The 20,483-nt window shown below is 49.2% G+C and carries 19 protein-coding genes; 15 read left to right on the forward strand and 4 right to left on the reverse strand.

The annotated features are described in order from the left end of the window. Positions 1-97 precede the first annotated feature (97 nt). From J9260_RS04210 to J9260_RS04235, 6 genes are all read left to right on the forward strand, one after another. Positions 98-2,422, forward strand: coding sequence for a coiled-coil domain-containing protein (locus J9260_RS04210; RefSeq protein WP_210219799.1), 2,325 nt, complete (start codon positions 98-100; stop codon positions 2,420-2,422). Between the two features lie 172 nt (positions 2,423-2,594). After that, complete coding sequence (locus J9260_RS04215; protein WP_210219800.1) at positions 2,595-3,548, forward strand: hypothetical protein; 954 nt, start codon at positions 2,595-2,597, stop codon at positions 3,546-3,548. Positions 3,549-4,160: 612 nt separating this feature from the next. Further along, positions 4,161-4,523 carry a hypothetical protein gene (locus tag J9260_RS04220; protein ID WP_210219801.1) on the forward strand — a complete coding sequence of 121 codons (363 nt, stop codon included), beginning with the start codon at positions 4,161-4,163 and terminating at the stop codon, positions 4,521-4,523. A 15-nt stretch (positions 4,524-4,538) separates the two neighbouring features. Further along, the gene (gene lnt, locus J9260_RS04225) at positions 4,539-6,197 is read left to right on the forward strand and encodes an apolipoprotein N-acyltransferase (protein WP_210219802.1); all 1,659 of its coding nucleotides are present in this window, start codon (positions 4,539-4,541) and stop codon (positions 6,195-6,197) included. A gap of 26 nt (positions 6,198-6,223) precedes the next feature. Next, positions 6,224-6,841, forward strand: coding sequence for a response regulator (locus J9260_RS04230; RefSeq protein ID WP_210219803.1), 618 nt, complete (start codon positions 6,224-6,226; stop codon positions 6,839-6,841). Next, positions 6,841-8,598 (forward strand): hybrid sensor histidine kinase/response regulator, encoded by a 1,758-nt coding sequence (locus J9260_RS04235; RefSeq protein WP_210219804.1) that lies wholly within the window; start codon positions 6,841-6,843, stop codon positions 8,596-8,598. The genes J9260_RS04230 and J9260_RS04235 overlap by 1 nt, the downstream gene beginning before the upstream one ends. Here the strand turns inward: J9260_RS04235 and J9260_RS04240 are convergent. Then, positions 8,582-9,823 (reverse strand): TIGR03862 family flavoprotein, encoded by a 1,242-nt coding sequence (locus tag J9260_RS04240; protein WP_210219805.1) that lies wholly within the window; start codon positions 9,821-9,823, stop codon positions 8,582-8,584. The two genes, J9260_RS04235 and J9260_RS04240, sit on opposite strands and share 17 nt — an antisense overlap. Positions 9,824-9,914: 91 nt before the next feature. Here J9260_RS04240 and J9260_RS04245 point away from each other — a divergent pair, with 91 nt between their 5' ends. Both J9260_RS04245 and J9260_RS04250 read left to right on the forward strand, forming a co-directional pair. Beyond that, positions 9,915-10,295: a YchJ family protein gene (locus J9260_RS04245; protein WP_210219806.1), complete on the forward strand. Its 381-nt coding sequence runs from the start codon at positions 9,915-9,917 to the stop codon at positions 10,293-10,295. Between the two features lie 38 nt (positions 10,296-10,333). Then, positions 10,334-10,990: a YceH family protein gene (locus J9260_RS04250; protein ID WP_210219807.1), complete on the forward strand. Its 657-nt coding sequence runs from the start codon at positions 10,334-10,336 to the stop codon at positions 10,988-10,990. On the opposite strand, the gene J9260_RS04255 is transcribed toward J9260_RS04250, so the two are convergent. After that, positions 10,938-11,441: a tetratricopeptide repeat protein gene (locus J9260_RS04255; RefSeq protein ID WP_210219808.1), complete on the reverse strand. Its 504-nt coding sequence runs from the start codon at positions 11,439-11,441 to the stop codon at positions 10,938-10,940. The two genes, J9260_RS04250 and J9260_RS04255, sit on opposite strands and share 53 nt — an antisense overlap. Positions 11,442-11,443: 2 nt before the next feature. Continuing rightward, positions 11,444-11,908, reverse strand: coding sequence for a hypothetical protein (locus J9260_RS04260; protein WP_210219809.1), 465 nt, complete (start codon positions 11,906-11,908; stop codon positions 11,444-11,446). Between the two features lie 163 nt (positions 11,909-12,071). Here J9260_RS04260 and J9260_RS04265 point away from each other — a divergent pair, with 163 nt between their 5' ends. The 4 genes from J9260_RS04265 (at position 12,072) to J9260_RS04280 (ending at position 16,071) form a co-directional block, all read left to right on the forward strand. Continuing rightward, a complete protein-coding gene (locus tag J9260_RS04265; RefSeq protein WP_210219810.1) occupies positions 12,072-14,075 on the forward strand; it encodes a monovalent cation:proton antiporter family protein in 2,004 nt (667 codons plus the stop codon). Positions 14,076-14,163: 88 nt separating this feature from the next. After that, positions 14,164-14,673 carry a disulfide bond formation protein B gene (locus tag J9260_RS04270; protein WP_210219811.1) on the forward strand — a complete coding sequence of 170 codons (510 nt, stop codon included), beginning with the start codon at positions 14,164-14,166 and terminating at the stop codon, positions 14,671-14,673. Between the two features lie 140 nt (positions 14,674-14,813). Beyond that, positions 14,814-15,794, forward strand: coding sequence for a tRNA dihydrouridine synthase DusB (gene dusB / locus J9260_RS04275; RefSeq protein WP_210219812.1), 981 nt, complete (start codon positions 14,814-14,816; stop codon positions 15,792-15,794). 58 nt (positions 15,795-15,852) lie between these two features. After that, positions 15,853-16,071 (forward strand): helix-turn-helix domain-containing protein, encoded by a 219-nt coding sequence (locus tag J9260_RS04280; protein WP_246499627.1) that lies wholly within the window; start codon positions 15,853-15,855, stop codon positions 16,069-16,071. 75 nt (positions 16,072-16,146) lie between these two features. On the opposite strand, the gene J9260_RS04285 is transcribed toward J9260_RS04280, so the two are convergent. Then, a complete protein-coding gene (locus J9260_RS04285) occupies positions 16,147-16,743 on the reverse strand; it encodes a helix-hairpin-helix domain-containing protein (protein WP_210219814.1) in 597 nt (198 codons plus the stop codon). Between the two features lie 224 nt (positions 16,744-16,967). Here J9260_RS04285 and J9260_RS04290 point away from each other — a divergent pair, with 224 nt between their 5' ends. The 3 genes from J9260_RS04290 (at position 16,968) to hflC (ending at position 20,458) form a co-directional block, all read left to right on the forward strand. Next, positions 16,968-18,389, forward strand: a complete 1,422-nt coding sequence (locus J9260_RS04290) for a cytochrome-c peroxidase (protein ID WP_210219815.1) — start codon at positions 16,968-16,970, stop codon at positions 18,387-18,389. Positions 18,390-18,473: 84 nt separating this feature from the next. After that, a complete protein-coding gene (gene hflK, locus J9260_RS04295) occupies positions 18,474-19,460 on the forward strand; it encodes an FtsH protease activity modulator HflK (RefSeq protein WP_210219816.1) in 987 nt (328 codons plus the stop codon). Next, a complete protein-coding gene (gene hflC / locus J9260_RS04300; protein WP_210219817.1) occupies positions 19,457-20,458 on the forward strand; it encodes a protease modulator HflC in 1,002 nt (333 codons plus the stop codon). Before hflK ends, hflC begins: the two co-directional genes overlap by 4 nt. Positions 20,459-20,483: the final 25 nt, after the last annotated feature.

Genomic DNA, 20,483 nt, shown 5'->3' on the forward strand with positions numbered 1-20,483 from the left:
GCGAAATTGGGTTATTTGTGCCAGAATCCTGCCTCATACCCCATCAATTAAAGACTCGCACAATCCCGCACGGGACAGTAGGCCAGCAGGAACCGACATGAATTTGGAAGAAAAGGACATCGAAATATTCAAGAAATTGGATTCCAATGTTTATCTCACATTTAATGATAAGCAAGCATTGAAATCCGGCTTGGATGAGCTGGATCGGCGTTTACAGGAGCGTGAGCGGCGTTTGCAGGAGTTTTCCGGGGTGCTGTTGGAAAAGGATGGGCATGTGCGGGTGCGTGATGCACGCATTGACGAGCGTGACAGGCGGGTGGCGGAGCTGGCGCAGTTACTCGCAGAAAAGGAACAGATTTTACTCAAAATCAGTCAGGCTACCGCTGAAAAAGACACCGTATTGCGGATTCGCGATGAGCATTTAAGTAGCAAAGATAAAACCATTCACCAGCGCGATGCAGCGTTAGCCGAGCGTGAAGCACGGCTTAAAATTGTCGAACAAAATCTGGTCAATTACGAAAAATTATTGCAGGAAAAAGAGCTGCAAATCCAAGCGCGTGACCGCAGCATGGAGGATAAAGACCGCTCCTTAATGCGCATTGATCAGGCGATTCAAAGTAAAGATAAATTACTCCAAAGCCGCGACGACAGCATTAGTAAAAAAGATCAGCAATTGCTGGAGCGCGAAGCTCTGTTGCAAGAGCGTACCCGGCAGACGCTTGAACAGGAGCGGATGCTTAAAGAGCGCGATAAACATTTAACCGAACGCGATACTCAAGTGGCGGAACGTGACCGCCAACTCGCGGCGCGTGACGAGCACATCAACCTTGTCAGCAAGCAGTTGCAAAACCGCGATACGCAATTGGATGAACGCGATCAGCAAATTCATAGCCGCGAACGCTTGCTGGCGGAAAAAGAAAACTTGCTGCAAGAGCGCGATCAAACCCTAGGCATTCAGCAGCAGCAGCTTGAAAAGCGTGACCATACTTTAAGCGAACGTGACCAACAACTCAGTGAGCGTGACCGTACCGTTGCCGAGCGTGATGCGGAATTACGCGCCCGTGAAGAAGCGATTCGCAACCGTGACCAACAAGGTCTGGAATTTCTGCAAACCATCCGCGAGTTAGAAACGCACTTGCAAGAACGCGATGGGCAGATCAGTGAGCGTGACCGCCAGTTGTCATTACGCGATGAGCGCATTAATAAAGCTGATGAAGATTTGCGTGACCGCGATACCCGTTTGGGCAGTCGTGACCGCACCGTGGAAGAGCGCGACGCGCAAATGTCAGAGCGTGACCGGCGCATTAAAGAACGCGATATTTCCCTGCGTGAACGTGACACCCGCATTAGTGGGCAAGATTTGCAACTGCGGGAGCGCGATAAACAGTTACAACTGCGTGATTCGCAAATCCAAAGCCGCGATGTCACCATCGGCGAGCGTGACCACAGCCTCAAGGAACGTGACAGCCACGTTTCCCAGCTCAATGCGCAAATGCAGGAGCGTGACGAAACCATTCACGACCGCGATTCCCTGATTACTGAGCGCAATGCGGTGATTCAAGGGCGCGACGAAACCATTGGTGAGCGCGATTTACAACTGGCGGCGCGTGATTTGAGTGTGCAGCAGCGCGACACCAGCGTGCAGCAACGCGATGTTAATATTGAAGGTTTGACCCTGCAAATTCACGAGCGCGATAAAAGCCTGCAACAGCGTGATAAAGAAATCGCCGCCCGCGATACCCAAGTGCGCGATTTGCAACTTGAAGTGCATTTGCGTGACCAAAGCGTGGCGGAACGCGATGTGCAATTGCAGTTACGCGATCAAACTGTGCAAGACCGCGATGAACAGCTTGATGTGCGCGATGAAACCGTGGCGGAACGCGATGCCAGCATTGCGGAGCGCGACGCACAATTAGAGCAGCGCGATTTACACATCCAGAAAAAAGAAGAAGCGTTACAAGAGCGTGACCATCAAATCAAAACCCGCGATACGACGGTGGCGATGCGTGACCTCAGTTTGAATGAGCGTGACGGGCAACTAGCAAAGCGTGACGGGCAGTTAGCCGAACGCGATGCACAGATCAAAAACCGCGATGTCAGCCTGCATGACCGTGATCAAACCATCATCGCCAAAGAAGGCCACATTCGCCGCCGCGATGAGCGCATTCAAGAATTAACCTTACACATCCAGCATTTAGAAAACCTCTCGAAAGAACAAATGCAGCAATTGCAGCAGCGCGATGAAGCGTTACGCCAGCGCGATTTAATCGTTGCCCAGCGTGACCGTCAAATCGACAAGCTCGACAAAAGCGTGGTCAAGTACGCGGCTGGTGCGCAAAGCATCTTTATTAAAGGTGCGGTAACGGGGTTGCTGGCGGCGTTTGCGTTTGTGTTGGGGCTGCGGTTGTTGGCGATTCTCTAAAAGTGTTTTAACATTCTTTATTACAAGAAGTATTTCTGACCATTCATTCTATGCTGGACGATTTTAGTCCAGCATAACTAAAGTTATATTTACAGGATAAATATAACTTCTATACTTAACCTCGTTCAATAAACAATATCAGCGTCCTATGATTTGCGAGGGATTTGCTATTATGCAAAACAAAAATCTTTTTGTTTTTGGTAGCCTATTAATTTTGAGTGGGTGTTTTGGTGGAAGTTCCAGTGGAAGTTCTAGTGGTAATGGATTATCTGTTGCTTTAACGCCGGAAAATGCTGCCACTGCTGCTCAACTTTCTATGGCTGCGCCAAAAGCGGTATCAGGTTTATTAGAAGGAATGATTGAAGATGTTCCTGATGAGGTGTTTACAGACATTGAAACACGGACAACTAATCGGATGGCAGGTATTGCCGCCGCTATGGCACCAACGCGTGAAGAGGAAGCTTGTAGCCACGGCGGTAAGGTGATCGTTGAGGAAAGCGACACGACATTTACTATTACCTTGGAAAACTGCACTGAGACGGAAAGCGTGGCGGCAACAGACACGACCCCAGCTTATTCCTCGACAGACATCAGTAATGGTTCAATTACCTTTTCTGACAGCACGATGGATGGCTACCCAGATGCTGAAAGCGTGACGATTGATTTGCGCGAATCATTTACCGATACCTTAGGTAAAGAAGAAAACTCAACTGAAAAAGGTTCATTTGTGACGGGTTACAGTGACACGGGATATGCGATTAAAAATATGAATATGAGTACCCGTTATTGGGGAAGAGATTCGGTAAATTCTCCCGTCTACGATTATACCATCGCTGCTCAAGATTTTAATGTAGTCATTGATGCTACGACGGATCAACAAACATTTAGTGGTATTGTGACTGCAACGGGTACAGATGAGGAGGGAGATGCTATGTTAGGCGGTTCTTTCCGAGTGGATACCGTTGCTCCAATCAATAATGATCAAACCCAAGGTGAATACAAAATCACCGGCGCGGGAAATTCCAGTGTGATTACCCGCCTTGACCCCGCAGGTATTTATGTGGAAATCAATGGGGCATCTGTTGAATTCCATGCTTGGGATGATGTTGATGATTATTTTGATTGAGGTGCGTTATGTTTTATAGGAACACAGTAAAGCGGTTTATTCTGATTTTTATGATGATGGTTATTACCCTTTTGTCTTTTGATACATTTGCGGTACCTTCCGGCGGCTATGAAGGGAGCAGTGACTCTCGGTATTTTAAAGCCATGTGCAGTACAATGGTTTCTGATCTTAAGAACGGTGGTGTTGCTTTTATCAGTGATGGGTTTAGTCATAATTTAGGTTACTGCCTGATAGACGCAAGGGATAGGAGCATACGGCTTGTGAGAAATTACACGAACTGCGACATTCTGGAATTGGCTGTCGCAGAATCATGCAGTGGAATATGGGGGTTTATGGGTGGGGATCATAAAGCGTGTGTTAATGAGAGAAGTAAAAAAATAGGACGAAACCCAGGATGGGTTTATAATTTTGGATACTGCCATACAGCCTGTCCTAGTATAAATCCTCCGGTTTTAAATGCACCTCCAGTCAATCTTCCGCCTTGTGGTTTGCATGTGATTCCACCTGATATTTAGTGGGATTGGATGGTTTTTCCACTGAGATAAACTGTTTGTCATGTGGATTTGATAGTGGTTGCTACGCCATTAATGGTTAAGTAGGAATAAATTCGTAATGAAAAAGCTTATTTTGCACGGATTATCCGTTATTTTGTTTTTATTGCCACTCATAGCCGTTGGCGGCGGTGGCTATCAGCGAAGTGATGATGCGCGAACGGTACGTAATAATTGTGGGAGCTATTTGGATACTTGGGACATTACAGGGTTGGCGCGTTGCCTTGGGCGGGTAAAGCGTGACCACTTGCCGAATAAAAGTATCTGCGACGTGGTGGACATTGCTGCTGGTGAGGCGTGTGCTAATCGCTGGGGATTTCTTGGGCAAGACCATAAAAATTGTAAGTACAGCAGGAATGGCGGTGGGTTCATTTATAACTACAGTCTTGTATGGTGGGATGAACTTGGTGCGAATTGTAATTAGGATTCGAGAGTATTTATGAAAAAGAAACCACCGTTGATGGCTTGTATTGTCTCGGTTTCAACAAGTTGCTTCGGTGGTAGTTCAGGTGATAGCTCTGGTATTAATTCATGGAGATGGTTGGGGTATCTATTACTAGCGGCACTACTGTACGGCTTGTCTTTTCCGTCGTGGGAAGGTGTTGAGTTATTCCCATTAGCGTGGATTTGCTTGCTGCCGTTGCTGTCGCCACCGATGGTTGCTCTCCCGTTTTGGCGTTACAGCGGCATTGCTTTGCTGTTTGGGGTGTTGGGTAGTCTGATTGCAGGGCATTGGACGCTGGGGCATAGCCTTGGATTTGGGATATTGGCAATCATTTGGCACGGGTTAATCGTTGCCCCGCCGTTGTGGTTTTTCCATTGGTTGCTGAAACGGTGCAGTTACGCGATGGCGTTGCTGTTATTGCCATTTGTCTGGACAGCGTGGGAGTGGATTGCTGCCAATAACCAACCTTTTTTTTGGGGGGCATTGGGGGCAACCCAAGCTAATCAAACGTGGTTGGTGCAATTCGTGGATTTGACCGGGGTGTGGGGCTTGAGTTTTTGGCTGGTGGCATTAAATGCTGCCTTGGCTTACGCTTTATACCGCTATGCTGCCTTGGAAAAACGTCTGTTATGGCAGCGGTTTTCCTTAATCCTCACACTTTTTTTGTTGCCGCCGATACTGTATGGGCAGTGGCGCATCCATACGTTGCCATGGCAACCCACAGATATGGTGCAGTTAAGCCTATTACAGCCGAATGCTTCAGAAAAAGCGGGGCAAACAGCCCTTGCCACACTGATGGATAATCTGGATAAAACCAAGGTGGATATGGCGGTATGGCCTGAATCCATTTTTGAGTCAATGCCTTTCCACGATAAGACATTTAATGAAAATATTCAGCGTTGGAATATTCCAGTGATGATGGTGTTTATTGCTACCCAATCCAATATGCACCGCCCGGATTTCGTCGATGCCTATGGTGCTGCTATTATTATGGACAATACGGTATTGGGGCGAATCTTAAAAGGGCCAGTATTGAGTTTATTAGAGCCACATTACCGTAAACAACGCTTAGTTCCCCATTCTGAATTGCAGTTAGTGCCTGACAGTATTTTATGGCGGTGGTCGGCATTACGGGAAGTTTTACCTTCCCGTATGTTGCATACCACCAAAAGTAGTCGACCTTTACGTTTTATCTCAAGGACAGGTCAGGAACACCGTTTATCCCCACTGATTTGTTATGAAGCCGTTTTTCCCCATTTGGCAGCTCAAGCGGTACGTGATGGGGCGGAAGCACTGTTTGTGTTAGCCAATGACATCCATTTTGGCGGGACAGAGGCATGGCAAGCTGCATCTTTTGCGCGTTTGCGGGCGATTGAAACCCGCCGCCCAGTAGTGCGAACCAGTACGTCCGGGGTTGTGGGCGTGATTGATGCCTTTGGTGAGTGGCAGATGATGGATAATCACCGGGTATTTGGGGGATTTTCGGCATCCTTGGGGTTGATTGCCACACCACCGACGGTCTATGTGCAGTGGATTGATCTACTGCCGAAGGTGTGTTGTGCAGTTGTGTTACTGGCGGGAGTCACTTGCCGGAGAAAGGTAAGTGCGGCGAATAAAAGTTTTAATTTTATCAATGGGACTAGCGTAGACTGAACGTCAAATTTTGTTGAGGATCCCTTATGCTTAAATTGCTTATCGCAGATGACCACTTACTGTTTATGGAAGGGCTAGCATTGGTATTGCGTGACCGCTTTCTGGGCAGTGTGATTCATCAGGCGAGTCATTTGCGAGAAGTGAAACAGCAATTGCAGGATAACGCCCCTTTCGATTTGCTATTGCTCGACCGTACCATGCCGGGGGTGGATAGTTTGCAGCATTTACAAGCTTTTTGGGACATCGTGCCTGATTTGCGGATTGCAGTCATTTCAGCCGCCGATGCCCCGCATTACATCCAAGAGGCTTTGGGTTTGGGGGTTGTGGGTTTTATTTCTAAAGCATCCCCTCCTGACGTTATGGTCGAGGCTATCCAGCATATTTTGCGGGGTGGGATTTACATACCAGCGTCGCCAAGTCATACGAATGGAAGCGGCACTGTGGACAAAGCATTGCTTCCCCCCCGTTTGCTGGAGGTGCTGACTTTGGCAACGAATGGTTATTCTAATAAGCAAATTGCCGCCATGTTGGCGATAACCGAAGGGACGGTCAAGCAGCATTTTCATGCAATATTAAAAACTTTAGATGCTTATAATCGCACGCAGGCTATTCAGAAGGCACGATTATTAGGTTTGGTGTCTTGATGTTATGGCGTAAGTTATTTTATTCTTTACCTGGACTTTCTAGTGAAGCATTGCTGAATGAGCGTATTCGGTTAGAGCGAATCCAAACTAGCATTGGTACGGTTGCAGCTACAGTCATGGCTAGTGTTGTTTATTCGACACACCCGTATGGTTATTTTCCAGATTATGTGGTCAGTTTGTGGTTTGCCTTCCAATGTTTTTTGTTTGTGGCTTGGTTTTTGTTTTTGGGAGGGTTTCACTACAAATCATCTGTGTTTAAACCATTTTGGTCATATGCTTCTACCATAGCCAGTGTGTTGTATGGATTATCTTGGGGTATTGGTTGGGTATTGTTCGCGGAAAATAATCAGACAAATCATGCGATTTTGTATATTGTGATTTGCGCAGGTGTTGTTAGCGGTGGTTTTTTTGCTACTGCTTTTTATTTTCCTTCTATGCTGGCTTTTACATTTTCTTCTATTACACCCATTACGTTGAATGTCATTTTTAATGGCAGTTTATTGCACCCATGGTTGGCTGGGTCAATTGTTATTTACGCGCTGACCTTTTTTGGGTTTGCCTTAAACCTGCATTTCTTCTTGTTAGATGCCTTGGCACGGCGTGAGCGTGAAATCACATTATCCCGCCGTTTGGAAGAGGAAAAAAAGCAAACCGAATTAGCCCATCAAGAAAAAAACCGTTTTTTAGCGGCAGCCAGCCACGACTTGCGCCAGCCGTTGCAAGCTATCCACTTCTTTCAGTATGCTTTAGAAAAGCAACTTCCCACAGATCAAGACTGGGCTGTTTTCAGAAAGATGCAGGAATCCACCCAATCATTGACTGAGCTGCTGGATGCCTTGCTTGATATTTCCAAGTTGGATGCGGGTGGTATTGACATTAAACGTCAACCGCTGTTTTTACATGATTTGTTGCATCGCGTATATCAACGCTATTTTCCACTAGCAGCAAATGCAGGGATTGACTTGGAGTATATGCCTATTCGGGTTTGGGTTGACTCTGACCCTAAAGTATTAGAGCGTATTATTCAAAATTTAGTGGTGAACGCCATTAAACACATGGGAAAACACGGGCGTATTGTTTTGGGTGCACGTCGGTGTGCGGGTGGAGTACGGGTTGAAGTGCATGATAATGGGGTTGGAATTCCAACTGCGGCACAAACTGCTATTTTTACGGAGTTTTATCAGCTAAATAACCCAGAGCGTAATCGCAATAAGGGATTGGGTTTAGGGCTTTCCATTGTTAAACGGCTTGCGGGTTTATTGGGGCATGAGGTGGGCTTGGTATCCCAAGAAGGAAGGGGGTGTGTATTTTCCATTACGTTGCCACTTGCTTCCGTGATGGCACTTCCTGTCGTGACATCTAATCCAATAGATGCTGTATCAGTACCTATGCCGGGGCAGGTGTTGCTGGTAGAAGACGATAAAACAGTATTGGATGCTTTGATTTTATTATTTCAGTTGTGGGGCTTTTCCATCGTAACCGCAGAAATATTGGATGCTGCCACTATTTTACAGGAACACACTGACATTCAAATGATAGTCAGCGATTACCAGTTACAAGAAGGTTATGACGGTTTACAACTTATCCAACAATTGCGTTTGCTTAGTGGTAGGGAAATTCCTGCGATTTTAATTACCGGGAATACGTCACCTGACGTACTGAAAATGATTGCATCATCAGGAATCGCACTTAGTTATAAACCCATTAATCCCCGCGTACTGCGAAGCTTAGCAGAGACGGTCATGAAAGCTTGTTGATTGCCAACCACCGAATTACCCCCCGCCCCGCGTGATACCCACTCGCAAAACACCCTGTCAGCAAATACCCACCTGTCGGGGCTTCCCAGTCCAGCATTTCCCCCGCGCAAAACACTCCCGGCATGGCGTTTAACATCAGATTGTCATCCATCGCCGTAAACGTCACACCACCCGCCGTACTAATCGCCTCATCCAGCGCGGTAGTGGCAGTCAGCGTGATTGGAACCGCTTTCAACGCCGTCGCCACCCGCTGCGGGTCGTTACGTTGCGCGGCATCCAGCGTTTCAAACAACAGCGCGGCTTTTACCCCATCGAGTTTCAACCGGCTTTTGAGGAAATGCCCCAGCGTTTTGTGGGCGGGGCGTGTCGCCAGCACCGTGAGTAAGGTTTCTTGGCTGTGGTCGGGTAATAAATCGAGGTAAAACGTCGCGCTCCCGTGTGCCATCAAGGTGTCGCGCAAGCGTGCGGAAAATGCATAAATTAAACTGCCTTCCACGCCTTGTGCGGTGACGATCATTTCACCTTTGCGGCTTGCGTGTTGCCCGCGCTCATCGGTGAAATGCAGTGCGACGGATTTCAGCGGCGCACCGGCGAAACGGCTGCGTAAATGTTCACTCCAAGCGCATAAAAAACCGCAGTTGCTGGGCAGTAACGGCGCGGTTTCCACCCCACGTGCGTTTAATAGCGGCATCCACGCGCCATCGCTGCCAAGTTTTTTCCAACTGCCACCGCCCAACGCGAGGATGACAGCGGTGTAAGCCACCTTGATAGCACCGTTGGGGGTGTCGAATTGCAATTGCCCGCTGGCATCCCAACCTTGCCAGCAATGGCGCGGATGAATCCGCAAACCGGCGTGTTTTAAGCGGGTTAACCATGCCCGCAGCAACGGCGCGGCTTTCATTTCACGCGGAAATACCCGCCCGGATGTGCCGACAAAGGTTTCTACCCCTAAGTTTGCGCACCACTCACGTAAAGCATCCGCGCCAAACTGGGTTAAGAGCGGTGTCATCTGCGTTTCGTGGGGTGCGTAACGGCTGCAAAAAGCGGGGAACGCTTCCGAGTGGGTAATGTTTAAACCGCCGATTCCCGCCAACAGGAATTTGCGCCCGACTGACGGCATAGCATCGTACAAATCCACCGCAAATCCGGCGTTGAGGAGTTGTTCGGCTGCCATGAGTCCGGCAGGACCGCCGCCAATGACGACAATAGGGTGTGTGATATTCATGGCAGGCAATGTAAAAGCCGCTCCGGTAAATTGCAAGCGAGGCGCGTGTCTGTGCTAAAGTTAGGCGTTTTACGTCGTCTGGAATTCGCGCATGACTGCCGCACTTTGCCCTTGCCAATCGGGGAAAACTTATACCCAATGTTGCCGCCCGTATCATGACGGTAAAGCCGCGCCCACTGCCGAAACGTTAATGCGTTCGCGTTACAGTGCGTATGTATTGCGCAACGGTGCGTATTTACACCGCAGTTGGCACGCTTCCACCCGCCCGAACAAAAAGAGCTTGCTCCAATTACCGCCCACCGAATGGCTGGGGTTAGAGATTGTGCGTACCGAGCAGGGCGGTGCAACCGATACCAGCGGCGTGGTGGCGTTTATTGCACGTTACCGCGAAGCTGATGCTGAAGCAGTCTTGCAGGAAACCAGTCGTTTTGTGCGTGAAGCAGGGCGTTGGACGTATGTGGACGCGCTGTAATCGCCGGAATTTTATCAATAACAGTAAGGGGCTAAACCATGACACTCGAAGCAACAGATGCACCTAAACCACCGTTTGCCGCTGAGGAATTACGCATTCTCGGCTGTTTGTTGGAAAAACATTTAACCACGCCGAACAATTACCCCCTGACGCTGAATTCGCTGATGTTGGCGTGCAATCAAAAAAGCAGCCGCGAACCCCTGATGAACCTCAAAGAAGGCGTGGTCGGGCGTATTGCCAAAGACTTAGTGGAAGCGGGTTGGGTAGCGATTCAAAACAGCGAACGGGCGCAACGGTTTGAACATCGGGTAACGCGCCGCTTGAAATTGACTACGCAGCAACACGCGATTCTAGCGGTATTGTTATTGCGTCGCCCGCAAACCTTGAATGAAATCAAAACACGCACCGAACGCATGGCGGAATTTACCAGCACGGACGAAATCCGCGATATTCTGGACGCTTGGTTAAGTGACGCGCAACCGCTGGTAATGCGTTTACCGGCGGGGCATGGGCGGCGCGAAGACCGTTATTACCACACCCTTGGCACAGAAACTGCTGAGGATTTGCAAGACGAAATCCCATCAGCAAGTGTGGCAATGCCTGCCCGTCACGATGATGCGTATGAAGCGTTGGAAGCGCGGATTATGGCGTTAGAGCAGCGGTTGACGGCATTGGAAGCGAACTTAGGCGCGTAGGCGGCGTGCAGCAATGCCCGTTGTGGCGCATGATCGTCAAGGCTTGCACTGCTTGTGGTAAGCCTTGACGTGCCGCCAGCCCAAACCAAGTGACGGCTTGTTGATTGTCTTGCTCAACGCCATGCCCGCCGTAATACATCGTGCCTAATTTATATTCGGCTACGGCATTGCCTTGTTCGGCTGCCATGCGGTAATAGTGTGCGGCACGCTCGTCATTTTGGGAGAGTTTAAGCCCTTCGCGGTACAACTTAGCCAAGCGTAATTGCGCGTCAAGGCTGCCCGCATCGGCGGCTTTGCGATACCAAAATTCAGCGCGTGGCATATCAGGGGTTTGTTCGTAAGCGAGTGCCTGTTGGTAATCATCGTCAGGCGGTTCGCTCCAACCTATGCGGGTTGAGAGCAGGCAAGTGGCTATGACAGCCAGCAAGACTGGGCGTTTCCATCGACACATCGTTATTCCTTGGTTTCTCCGTCGCATTGCAAGGAGTATAGGTCAATCTGTTGGACTTGTGCCGCCGCCTGTCGCGCCGCTATTTCGTAAGGATTATCCCAATAAGCGTGCCCACCCCGGCGTTGCGCCCGCCATCCGGCAATGACATAAACCAGCGGAAATAACACGCCCCAGCGTTCAAATTGCGCCACATGCACCCGCTCATGAACGCGGCTGGCAGCAAGGTGCGCAGGTGACATGCCAATCACCACATGCCCTAGCGTGAACGCATTAACCCGCCCAAACATCGGCAAACCTTGCTGTAAACGTTTGCCAATGTAACCGCCCCAAATTTCTAAAACCCCGCTGTGTAACGCGAAATGCCCACCCGTTGCCCATGCGAGTGCCGCCAATGGCGTGCAGCCAAGGCTAATGGGCGCGACCCAAAGGTAACGCAAGATTTTTAGCCAAATTGAGTGTCTTTTCATCGTCTGCATCGAACCATTTGCCGATTATATCAACCAATGATAGATCAATCGGCAGCGATTAATCTGTTTGGTAGGTTTTTTGCATAGCGTAAATCCGTTAAACTGGGTTTGTCGCGTTAGGCATAAGCATTTCAAGGACTACAACCAACGCAAAGGGGATTACGTGGATCACTTATTACACAACATTTTGTTGTTATTGGTACTCTCTGTTGGGGCTGTTGCCGCATTTCGCTCGTTTAATTTACCGCCTATTTTGGGTTATTTACTGGTTGGGGCACTGACCGGGCAGTACGCGCTTAGCTGGCTGGATGACCGTAGTACTGGCTTCATTTTTATGGGCGAAGTGGGTGTGGTGTTCCTGTTATTTGCGATTGGGCTGGAGTTCTCGGTTAAGCAGTTTATGGCAATGCGCCGTACCATTCTGGGCTTGGGCGGAATGCAGGTGGTGCTTTCTACCTTGAGTGGCTTGGCGATTTTCGTGTATTTCGGGATGTCTTGGCAGGGTGGAGTGATTGCCGCCGGGGCACTGGCGATGTCATCCACCGCGATTGTGGTCAAGCAATTAACCGATCAGGCTGAAATGCGGGCTAAACACGGGCAGATGGCACTGGCGATTTTACTGTTCCAGGACATTGCGGTAGTACCGTTTTTGGTGATTATCCCCATTTTGGCGGGGGATGCAGCGGGGACGCAAAGTGCTGCGCAAATCGGGTTGGATGTGCTGGCAGCGGTGGTGCTCTTCGCCACGATGATGATTGTGGGGCATTACACCTTACGCCCGTTGTTCCATTACATTTCGCGGGCGCAATCGACTGAATTATTCAATATCACGGTGTTATTGGTGGCGTTAACCGCTGCTTGGATCACGGAATCACTGGGGCTTTCCTTGGCTTTGGGGGCATTCCTCGCAGGGATGTTGTTGAGCGAAACTGAGTATAAGCACCAAGTGGAAAGTGAAATTCGCCCGTTTCGCGATATTTTAATGGGCATTTTCTTTATTACGGTCGGCGCGAAATTGAATGTCGCGGTGTTGCCCGAATTGTGGCAACCCATCTTGTTATTAGTGGTGGGATTGATCGTAGGTAAAAGCTTGTTAGTCGCTTTTTTAGCGCGTTATTTCTCCGCTGATGATGGCACGGCATTACGCACCGGCTTGGTATTGGCACAGGGTGGTGAATTCGGTTTTGCATTGTTGGCGTTGGCGTTGACTAACGGTTTATTGGATGAAAAAGAATCACAAATTGTGCTGGCAACGATTATTATCAGCATGGTTTTGTCACCAATTATTATTCGTTATAACGATGTGCTGACTAAACGCTTATTGGGTAACAGTTATTTAAATCAGCGTCAAAAAGATACCCACGAAGTCAGTGCTGCGGTGCAGGAGCTGGACGGTCATGTATTGATTTGCGGCTATCGGCGTATGGGGCAAAATTTAGCGCGTTTACTCAATCAGCAGGGTGTGTCTTACGCGGCGTTGGATCTTGACCCGTTGATTGTGCAAGCAGCGTGGGAAGCTGGCGATAAAGTGTATTTTGCCGATGCCACGCGCCCGGAAATCTTGTTGGCGGCGGGTTTGAGCAGGGCGCGGATGGTGATTATTACCGTGACGGATATGGAGGTGGCGAAGCGTATTACCGCGTCGGTGCGTCACGCTAATGCGGATATTCCCATTTTAGTGCGGATCCGCGAAGACAGTTACATGGAGCCGTTACTGGCTTTGGGCGCAACGCATGTGTTGCCCGAAATGCTGGAAGCAACGGTGGTTATTGCAGAAAATATGCTGCAACAATTGGGGATGTCAGCGGATGAATTGCTACCGCTAATCGAAGGCATTCGGCGTGACGGCTATAAAAGTTTGCGCAGCTATTACCACGGCGATAAAGTTAAACCGACGCGCGATATGGGCGAGTCTTTCCTGCATACTTTTGTATTGCAGCCAACCGATTTTGCTAACGGTAAATTAATCAGTGAGTTAAATCTGGAGCGTTACGGTTTTAGTATTAAAAGCTTACGGCGTGGCGAGATTCGTGGGGATCACCCGGATGTTACTATGCGCTTACAAGCCGGTGATAAACTGGTGCTGGAAGGTAAGGCGGACAATTTCCGTAAAGCAGAGAATGCTTTGCGTATTGGCAGTAAAATTAGCAAAATCCCGGCAGTTTAGGGCAGCGACAAAAGAAAAAACCACCGCATCCGCCTATTTCAACTACAATTAACCAGCTTATTTGGTTTGAATGCTTAGGAGCAAGCTCGTGCAAAAACGTAATCATTACCTGTTTGTTGTCCTTTTTTGCTTGGCAATGTTCAGCACCGCGTTATTTTTCCAACTGGTCGTGGGCTTAGAGCCTTGCCCGTTGTGTGTGTTTCAGCGTATCGCTCTTTTGTTTATCGGGCTGGTTGGCTTGTTAGCGTTTTTGCATAATCCGCGTGGCTTCGCAGATCGTTTATACGGTGTGCTCCTGATAGTAGGTGGCTTGGGCAGTCTGGGTGTGGCGGTTCGCCATGTATGGTTGCTCAGTTTGCCAAAAGATGAAGCGGCTTCTTGTGGCCCCGGCATGGAGATTTGGCTGGATCGTTTTATTGCCGTATTACCCCAAGGCAGCGTGACCGAAACCCTGTTTCGTAGCGGTGCGGAATGCACAGAAATGAGCTGGACATTGCTGGGTTTCAGTATGCCGCAATTGGTTTTTCCGGTGATTATCCTGTTCTTTATTTATCTGGTATGGTTGTTCTTTAAACAAGATAGACGTATGTTTTACTGATGGTCGGTTTAGCTTAATGCTCCATTAAAAATACTCATAAAACTACCGCTAGGATGAATTTTCTAGCCGTCTATCCTGAAGTGATTAAAAATTCATATATTTTTGTGGTAATCTTTTGACTGAAGTGATGCGTTAACTAGATGCTTTCGATTGGTTCCTATACACTGGATAGCAACCTGTTACTCGCGCCGATGGCGGGGGTAACGGATTATCCATTTCGACGTTTGTGCAGGCAATACGGAGCTGCCTTAGCAACGTCGGAAATGCTCAGTGCTGATGTGAGCTTGTGGGGAAGTAAGAAATCTCGAACGCGAATTCCCCAGCAACAGGAAGCTGCCCCGCGCAGTGTTCAGATTGCGGGAAGTGAGCCTCAGCAAATGGCTGAAGCGGCCCACGCCAGTGTGCAACAGGGTGCTCATATTGTAGACATCAATATGGGATGCCCGGCTAAAAAAGTTTGCAACAAAGCGGCTGGTTCTGCGTTACTTAGGGATGAGGTGCTGGTTCGGGATATTTTACAGGCTGTGGTTACAGCGGTGAATGTGCCTGTTACCTTGAAGTTCAGGACGGGTTGGTCAGTATCGAACCGCAATGCGGTGACGGTTGCACAAATTGCCGAGGATGTTGGCATACAAGCAATCGCGATTCATGGTCGCACTCGTGCTGATGCTTACCGAGGGTACGCTGAGTATGAAACGATCAGGCAAGTGAAGATGAATGTCGGCATTCCGGTTATTGCGAATGGTGATATTCAAACGCCGCTTGATGCCGCTTTCATTCTGGATTACACGCATACTGACGGCTTGATGCTTGGACGCGCGGCTTGGGGACAACCTTGGATATTTTGGCAATTGGGTGAGTTTTTTAAAACTGGGGAACTTCCCGCACAGCCGGATGTCTACACAAGGTCACAAGTTGTGCTTGCACACATCAGGGCTATTCATGACTTTTACGGAGAGGAAACAGGTGTTCGAGTCGCAAGGAAGCACATCGGCTGGTATCTGGATCGGATGACATCCGACCCTAGTTACAAGCAAAGGATATTTTCTACCACTTGTTCCAATAATCAGTTAGCTGCGGTTAATGATGCATTAGGTATTATCGCACTAACACAATATTAAAAAAGGTTGTACAAACATGACGAATACATCTTCTCGTACAGTTGGTCTGGACTCTTCCTTGTCTGAAACGGTTAACCGTACCTTACAAGACTATCTGGATACACTTGGTGATCACGAAGCCAGCAACATCTATCGCCTCGTGCTGGATGAAGTTGAGCGTCCGATGCTGGAAATTATGATGCGCTATACGCACGGCAATCAATCACGGGCAGCACAATGCTTAGGGATTAACCGCGCGACACTGCGTACTAAATTGAAGCGCCACAACCTGCTGTAATTTCAGCGGTGTTGTTTCGCCTGCTTTCGATACAAACAGCACCCTTTTGGGTGCTGTTGTTTATTGGGAAAGGCGTTACGCTTTGAGGGCAGCTTGATGTGCTTTCAGACCTTTCCAGTCACCAGCCGCAGCTAATGTGGCTTGTTCCGCCCAACTTTCCGCGCTCGCTTTGTTGTAACGAATATTACTACCGGCTAACGCTTGGCTTACGTCTTCTACACTCATTGTTGTCAATTGCGCATAAGTGCAAATCCCCGCAGCTTTCATGGCTTCCGCAAGCTTAGGGCCAATACCTGTTAAGCGCGTCAAATCATCATCACTTTGTTCCGCTGTCGTCGGCGCGGGTTCTGCTGCCGTGCTTGCTTCGACAACTGTTTCAGCAACAGGCATTGGTGCATCTACGCTTTCTGCCACTGCTGGTGTTTCAAGCGTTTCAGGTGCGGCAGGTGCAACAACTTCGACGCTTGGCGCACTCGGCGCAGCTTTTGCGGCGGTGAGTGCCGCTTGTAATTCACGATTTTGTTGCTGCAATGCGCTCGCTTCTTTACGACTGGCTTGTAGGGCGGTTTCCAACTTTCTATTAGGATTGGGCACGAACAAACGGACAAAAATCCATTCCAGTAACCAACCGCTCAATACCCCCAGGATAAAAATTCCTGCTAGTTGTGACATGAGTAAACTCCATTCATTATTAACATCTTGGCTCATTAACTTACCATGTGCATCCTAAACCCGGACGCACACCGAAAAGAATACACCAAATGGTAGGGATAAGCAGATGAGCTTGCTCTCTCCTTGATTAAAGGCAATGTAATAATGTTCGGTATAACCCCAACATTATTCAGCCAAACATGCGATTACATTTTCTTATTCTAGCCAGCTTGCTCCCCTTGTTGATGAGCTGTGAATCGCGCCCTACAGATGAGCAGAAAATTTACACGCCCGCGAATGCATCGGCTCCGGTATTACGTTCCGAATGGGACATCGCACTGTCTGAAGTGATTACTCAGCAAGGCTTGACAGGCAATCCGGTGCGCATTCCGCCGCCAAACATTAATGACCCCAAAGCACAGTTGGGAATGTTGCTGTTTTTCAATAAAGCGTTGTCCGGCAATTTGGATGTCGCGTGCGCTTCGTGCCACCATCCGTTATTGGGGGGCGGTGATAATTTGTCGTTGTCGATTGGGGTGGATGCGGCTGACCCGGATTTATTAGGGCATGGCAGAGTTTTGGCGGGCAATCAAGCCCCCGGAGTGCCGCGTAATGCGCCCAGCACTTTTAATATTGGTTTATGGCAACAAGCGATGTTTCACGACGGGCGTGTGGCGCAAGTCACGGATGGCATTACCACACCTGACACGCCTTTTCCTACGGTCGATGCGTTAGCGGGCGGCAATTTGGTACATGCCCAAGCACGTTTCCCCATTACCTCGGTGGCGGAAATGCGCGGTAAACAATTTGACCCGCATGGCACGGCACAATCGTGTCGCGATTCTCTCGCAGGGCGTTTGGGGGGCTATGTCAACACCCCCAAGGCATTGCAAAAAACAGAAACCCGTTACTGGCTTGATGCTTTTCGTAAGGCTTATCAAGCACCGGATGCTTCCCCCAAAACACTTATTACTGAACAGCACATTGCGGAAGTATTGTCGGAGTACCAGCGTTCGCAAGTCTTTGTGAATAACCCTTGGCGTGCTTACGTGAGCGGTGATTTAGAAGCTATTAACGCTGCGGCTAAACAAGGTGCATTGCTGTTTTTTAAAGGGCGTGACCAAGGTGGATATGCTTGTGTTGAGTGCCATCGTGGAGATTTTTTTACCGATGAAGCTTTTCACAATGTATTACTGCCACCGATTGGCCCCGGTAAGTCGCTGACAGCAGCGGAGGATCAACAAGATTTCGGACGTTTTCTGGTCACGCAACGTGAGGAGGATAAGTTCCGCTTCCGCACGCCAAGCTTGCTCAACGTCGAAGTGACTGGCCCGTGGGGGCACAATGGTGCGTATACGACGTTAGAGGGTATGGTGGCGCACATGCTGAATCCGTTTAACGGCGCGGTTTATTACGATGTCGCGCAACTGCGTCAGCCGAATTTACAAACGCAACATTTGCGCGAAAATATCCGCGAAATGCTGCGCAGCGACAGTGATTTGAGTGGGCAAACCTATCAAGAACAGGATGTACGTCAGTTAGTGGCGTTCTTGCAAACCTTAACTGACCCGTGTGTTAAAAAAGCGGAGTGTATGGCGAAGTGGATGCCCCCAGCGGATCAGCAAGATCCGATGGGGTTACAGTTGAACGCGCGGTTTGAGCGGTAATCTGGTGGATTTGCTAATAGCCAAATCACCCGATAGCGCGTACAGTTGCCCCTATAATAATGATTATCACCGGAGGTTAAGCTCATGAATCCGCCAATATTACCGGCGTTCCGATTACCATCCCTGCGTAATTTTAGTGCGGTTCCTGTTATTCTCGCGCTGCTCGGCATCCTTGTCGTTTGGTCATCTTGGTACACCGTTCCCAGCGATTCCGTGGCTATTGTGCAACGCTTTGGGAAGTTTCAGGCAGAAGTCCAGCCCGGTTTGCATTTTAAGATTCCCTTGGGTGTGGATGTCGCTACCATTTTGCCAGTCAAACGCCAGTTAAAACAGGAATTCGGCTTTTATACTGAAGGTGCGACCAATGTCGACCAATATTCTGATGACCCCACGGTTGAGTCCCCAATGGTGACGGGCGATTTGAATGTGGCACTGGTCGAATGGGTGGTGCAATACCGTATTGCTGAACCCACCAACTATTTGTTTGCGGTGCGCGAACCGGGCATCACCTTGCGCAATGCCTCGGAATCGGTGATGCGTGAAGTGGTCGGGGATCGTACCGTCGATGAAGTTCTCACCATTGGGCGGCAAGAAATCGAAGCCGAAGCACTGGTCAAACTCCAGCAACTCGCTACCCGTTACCTAATGGGTGTGAGCATCGACCAAGTACAGTTAAAGAACATTAACCCGCCGCACCCGGTGCAAGAATCCTTCAACGAGGTCAACCAAGCGCAACAGGAAAAAGAAAAGCTCATTAACGAAGCCCGCCGCGATTACAACAAAGTCATCCCGTTGGCGGAAGGTGAAAAAGACCAGCGTATCCGCGAAGCCGAAGGCTACCGTCTCAAGCGCGTCAACGAAGCCGCAGGCGACGTAGCACGTTTTAACGCGGTATTCACCGAATACCAAAAAGCCCCCGACATTACCCAACGGCGTTTGTATCTGGAAACCATGCAAGCCATTTTACCGGGCATTCAAAACAAAATCGTGGTGGATGAGGGTATGAAAAATCTGTTACCGCTGCTTAATCTCAACACCTCACAAAAACCCCCAGCGGAGGCAGCACCATGAACCGTTTACTCTGGGTGATTGCCGGTTTGCTGGCGTTTGTACTGTTCAATGCGTTTTATACCGTGGGTGAAGCGCAGCAAGTGATTCTGACCCAATTCGGCAAGCCGGTGAAAGAACCCGTGACCGAAGCAGGCTTGAAAATGAAAGTGCCATTCATTCAAGAGGTGAACCGCATCGACAAGCGGGTATTGCCGTGGGATGGCAGTCCCTCGGATATGCCGACCAAAGACAAGCTCTATATCTCGGTGGACTTGTTTGCCCGCTGGCGTATTGTCGACCCGCTTGCTTATTTCCTGCGCTTACGTGATGAACGCAGTGCTTTATCGCGCTTGGATGATATTCTTGGCAGCGAAACCCGCAATGCCATTGCCAAGCATGAATTGATTGAAATTGTGCGTACCACCAAAGGGCGTGTGCCTCTCAAGGATGCCACTTTGGTGGAAAACGAAGCAGACCGCGCAGACACCAATAACGTGGTAGGGTCACTCGTACCCATTCAGAAAGGGCGGGTCTTGGTAGAGCAGGAAATCTACAAAGCCGCTGCTGAAAAGCTCAAAGTGTTTGGGGTGGAATTGCTGGATATTCGTTTCAAGCGCATTAATTACAATGCCAGTGTTGAACCCAAAATCTACGAACGCATGATCAGCGAACGTCGCCAGATTGCCGAACGTTTCCGCTCTGAAGGCAATGGTGAAGCGGCACGGATTCGCGGCAATATGACTCGTGACCTGAACCGCATTCAATCCGAAGCTTATCGCCAAGTGGAGGACATTCGCGGCAAAGGCGATGCGGAAGCTACTGAAATCTACGCCAAGGCTTACAACCAGAGTCAGGCAGCGGCTGATTTTTATGCTTTCACCCGCACCCTAGAGGCTTACCAAGCGGTTATGACATCGGATACCAGCCTGATTTTGTCGACCGATAGCGATATTTTCAGACTGCTCAAAGGCACATCGGCATTACCAGAAACTTATTCTGCGCCACAGGAAGGGAATTAGCGGGCGGCCCCCAACGGATCATCAA

Origin of the sequence: Thiothrix unzii, from assembly GCF_017901175.1 — a bacterium.
Lineage (GTDB): Bacteria > Pseudomonadota > Gammaproteobacteria > Thiotrichales > Thiotrichaceae > Thiothrix > Thiothrix unzii.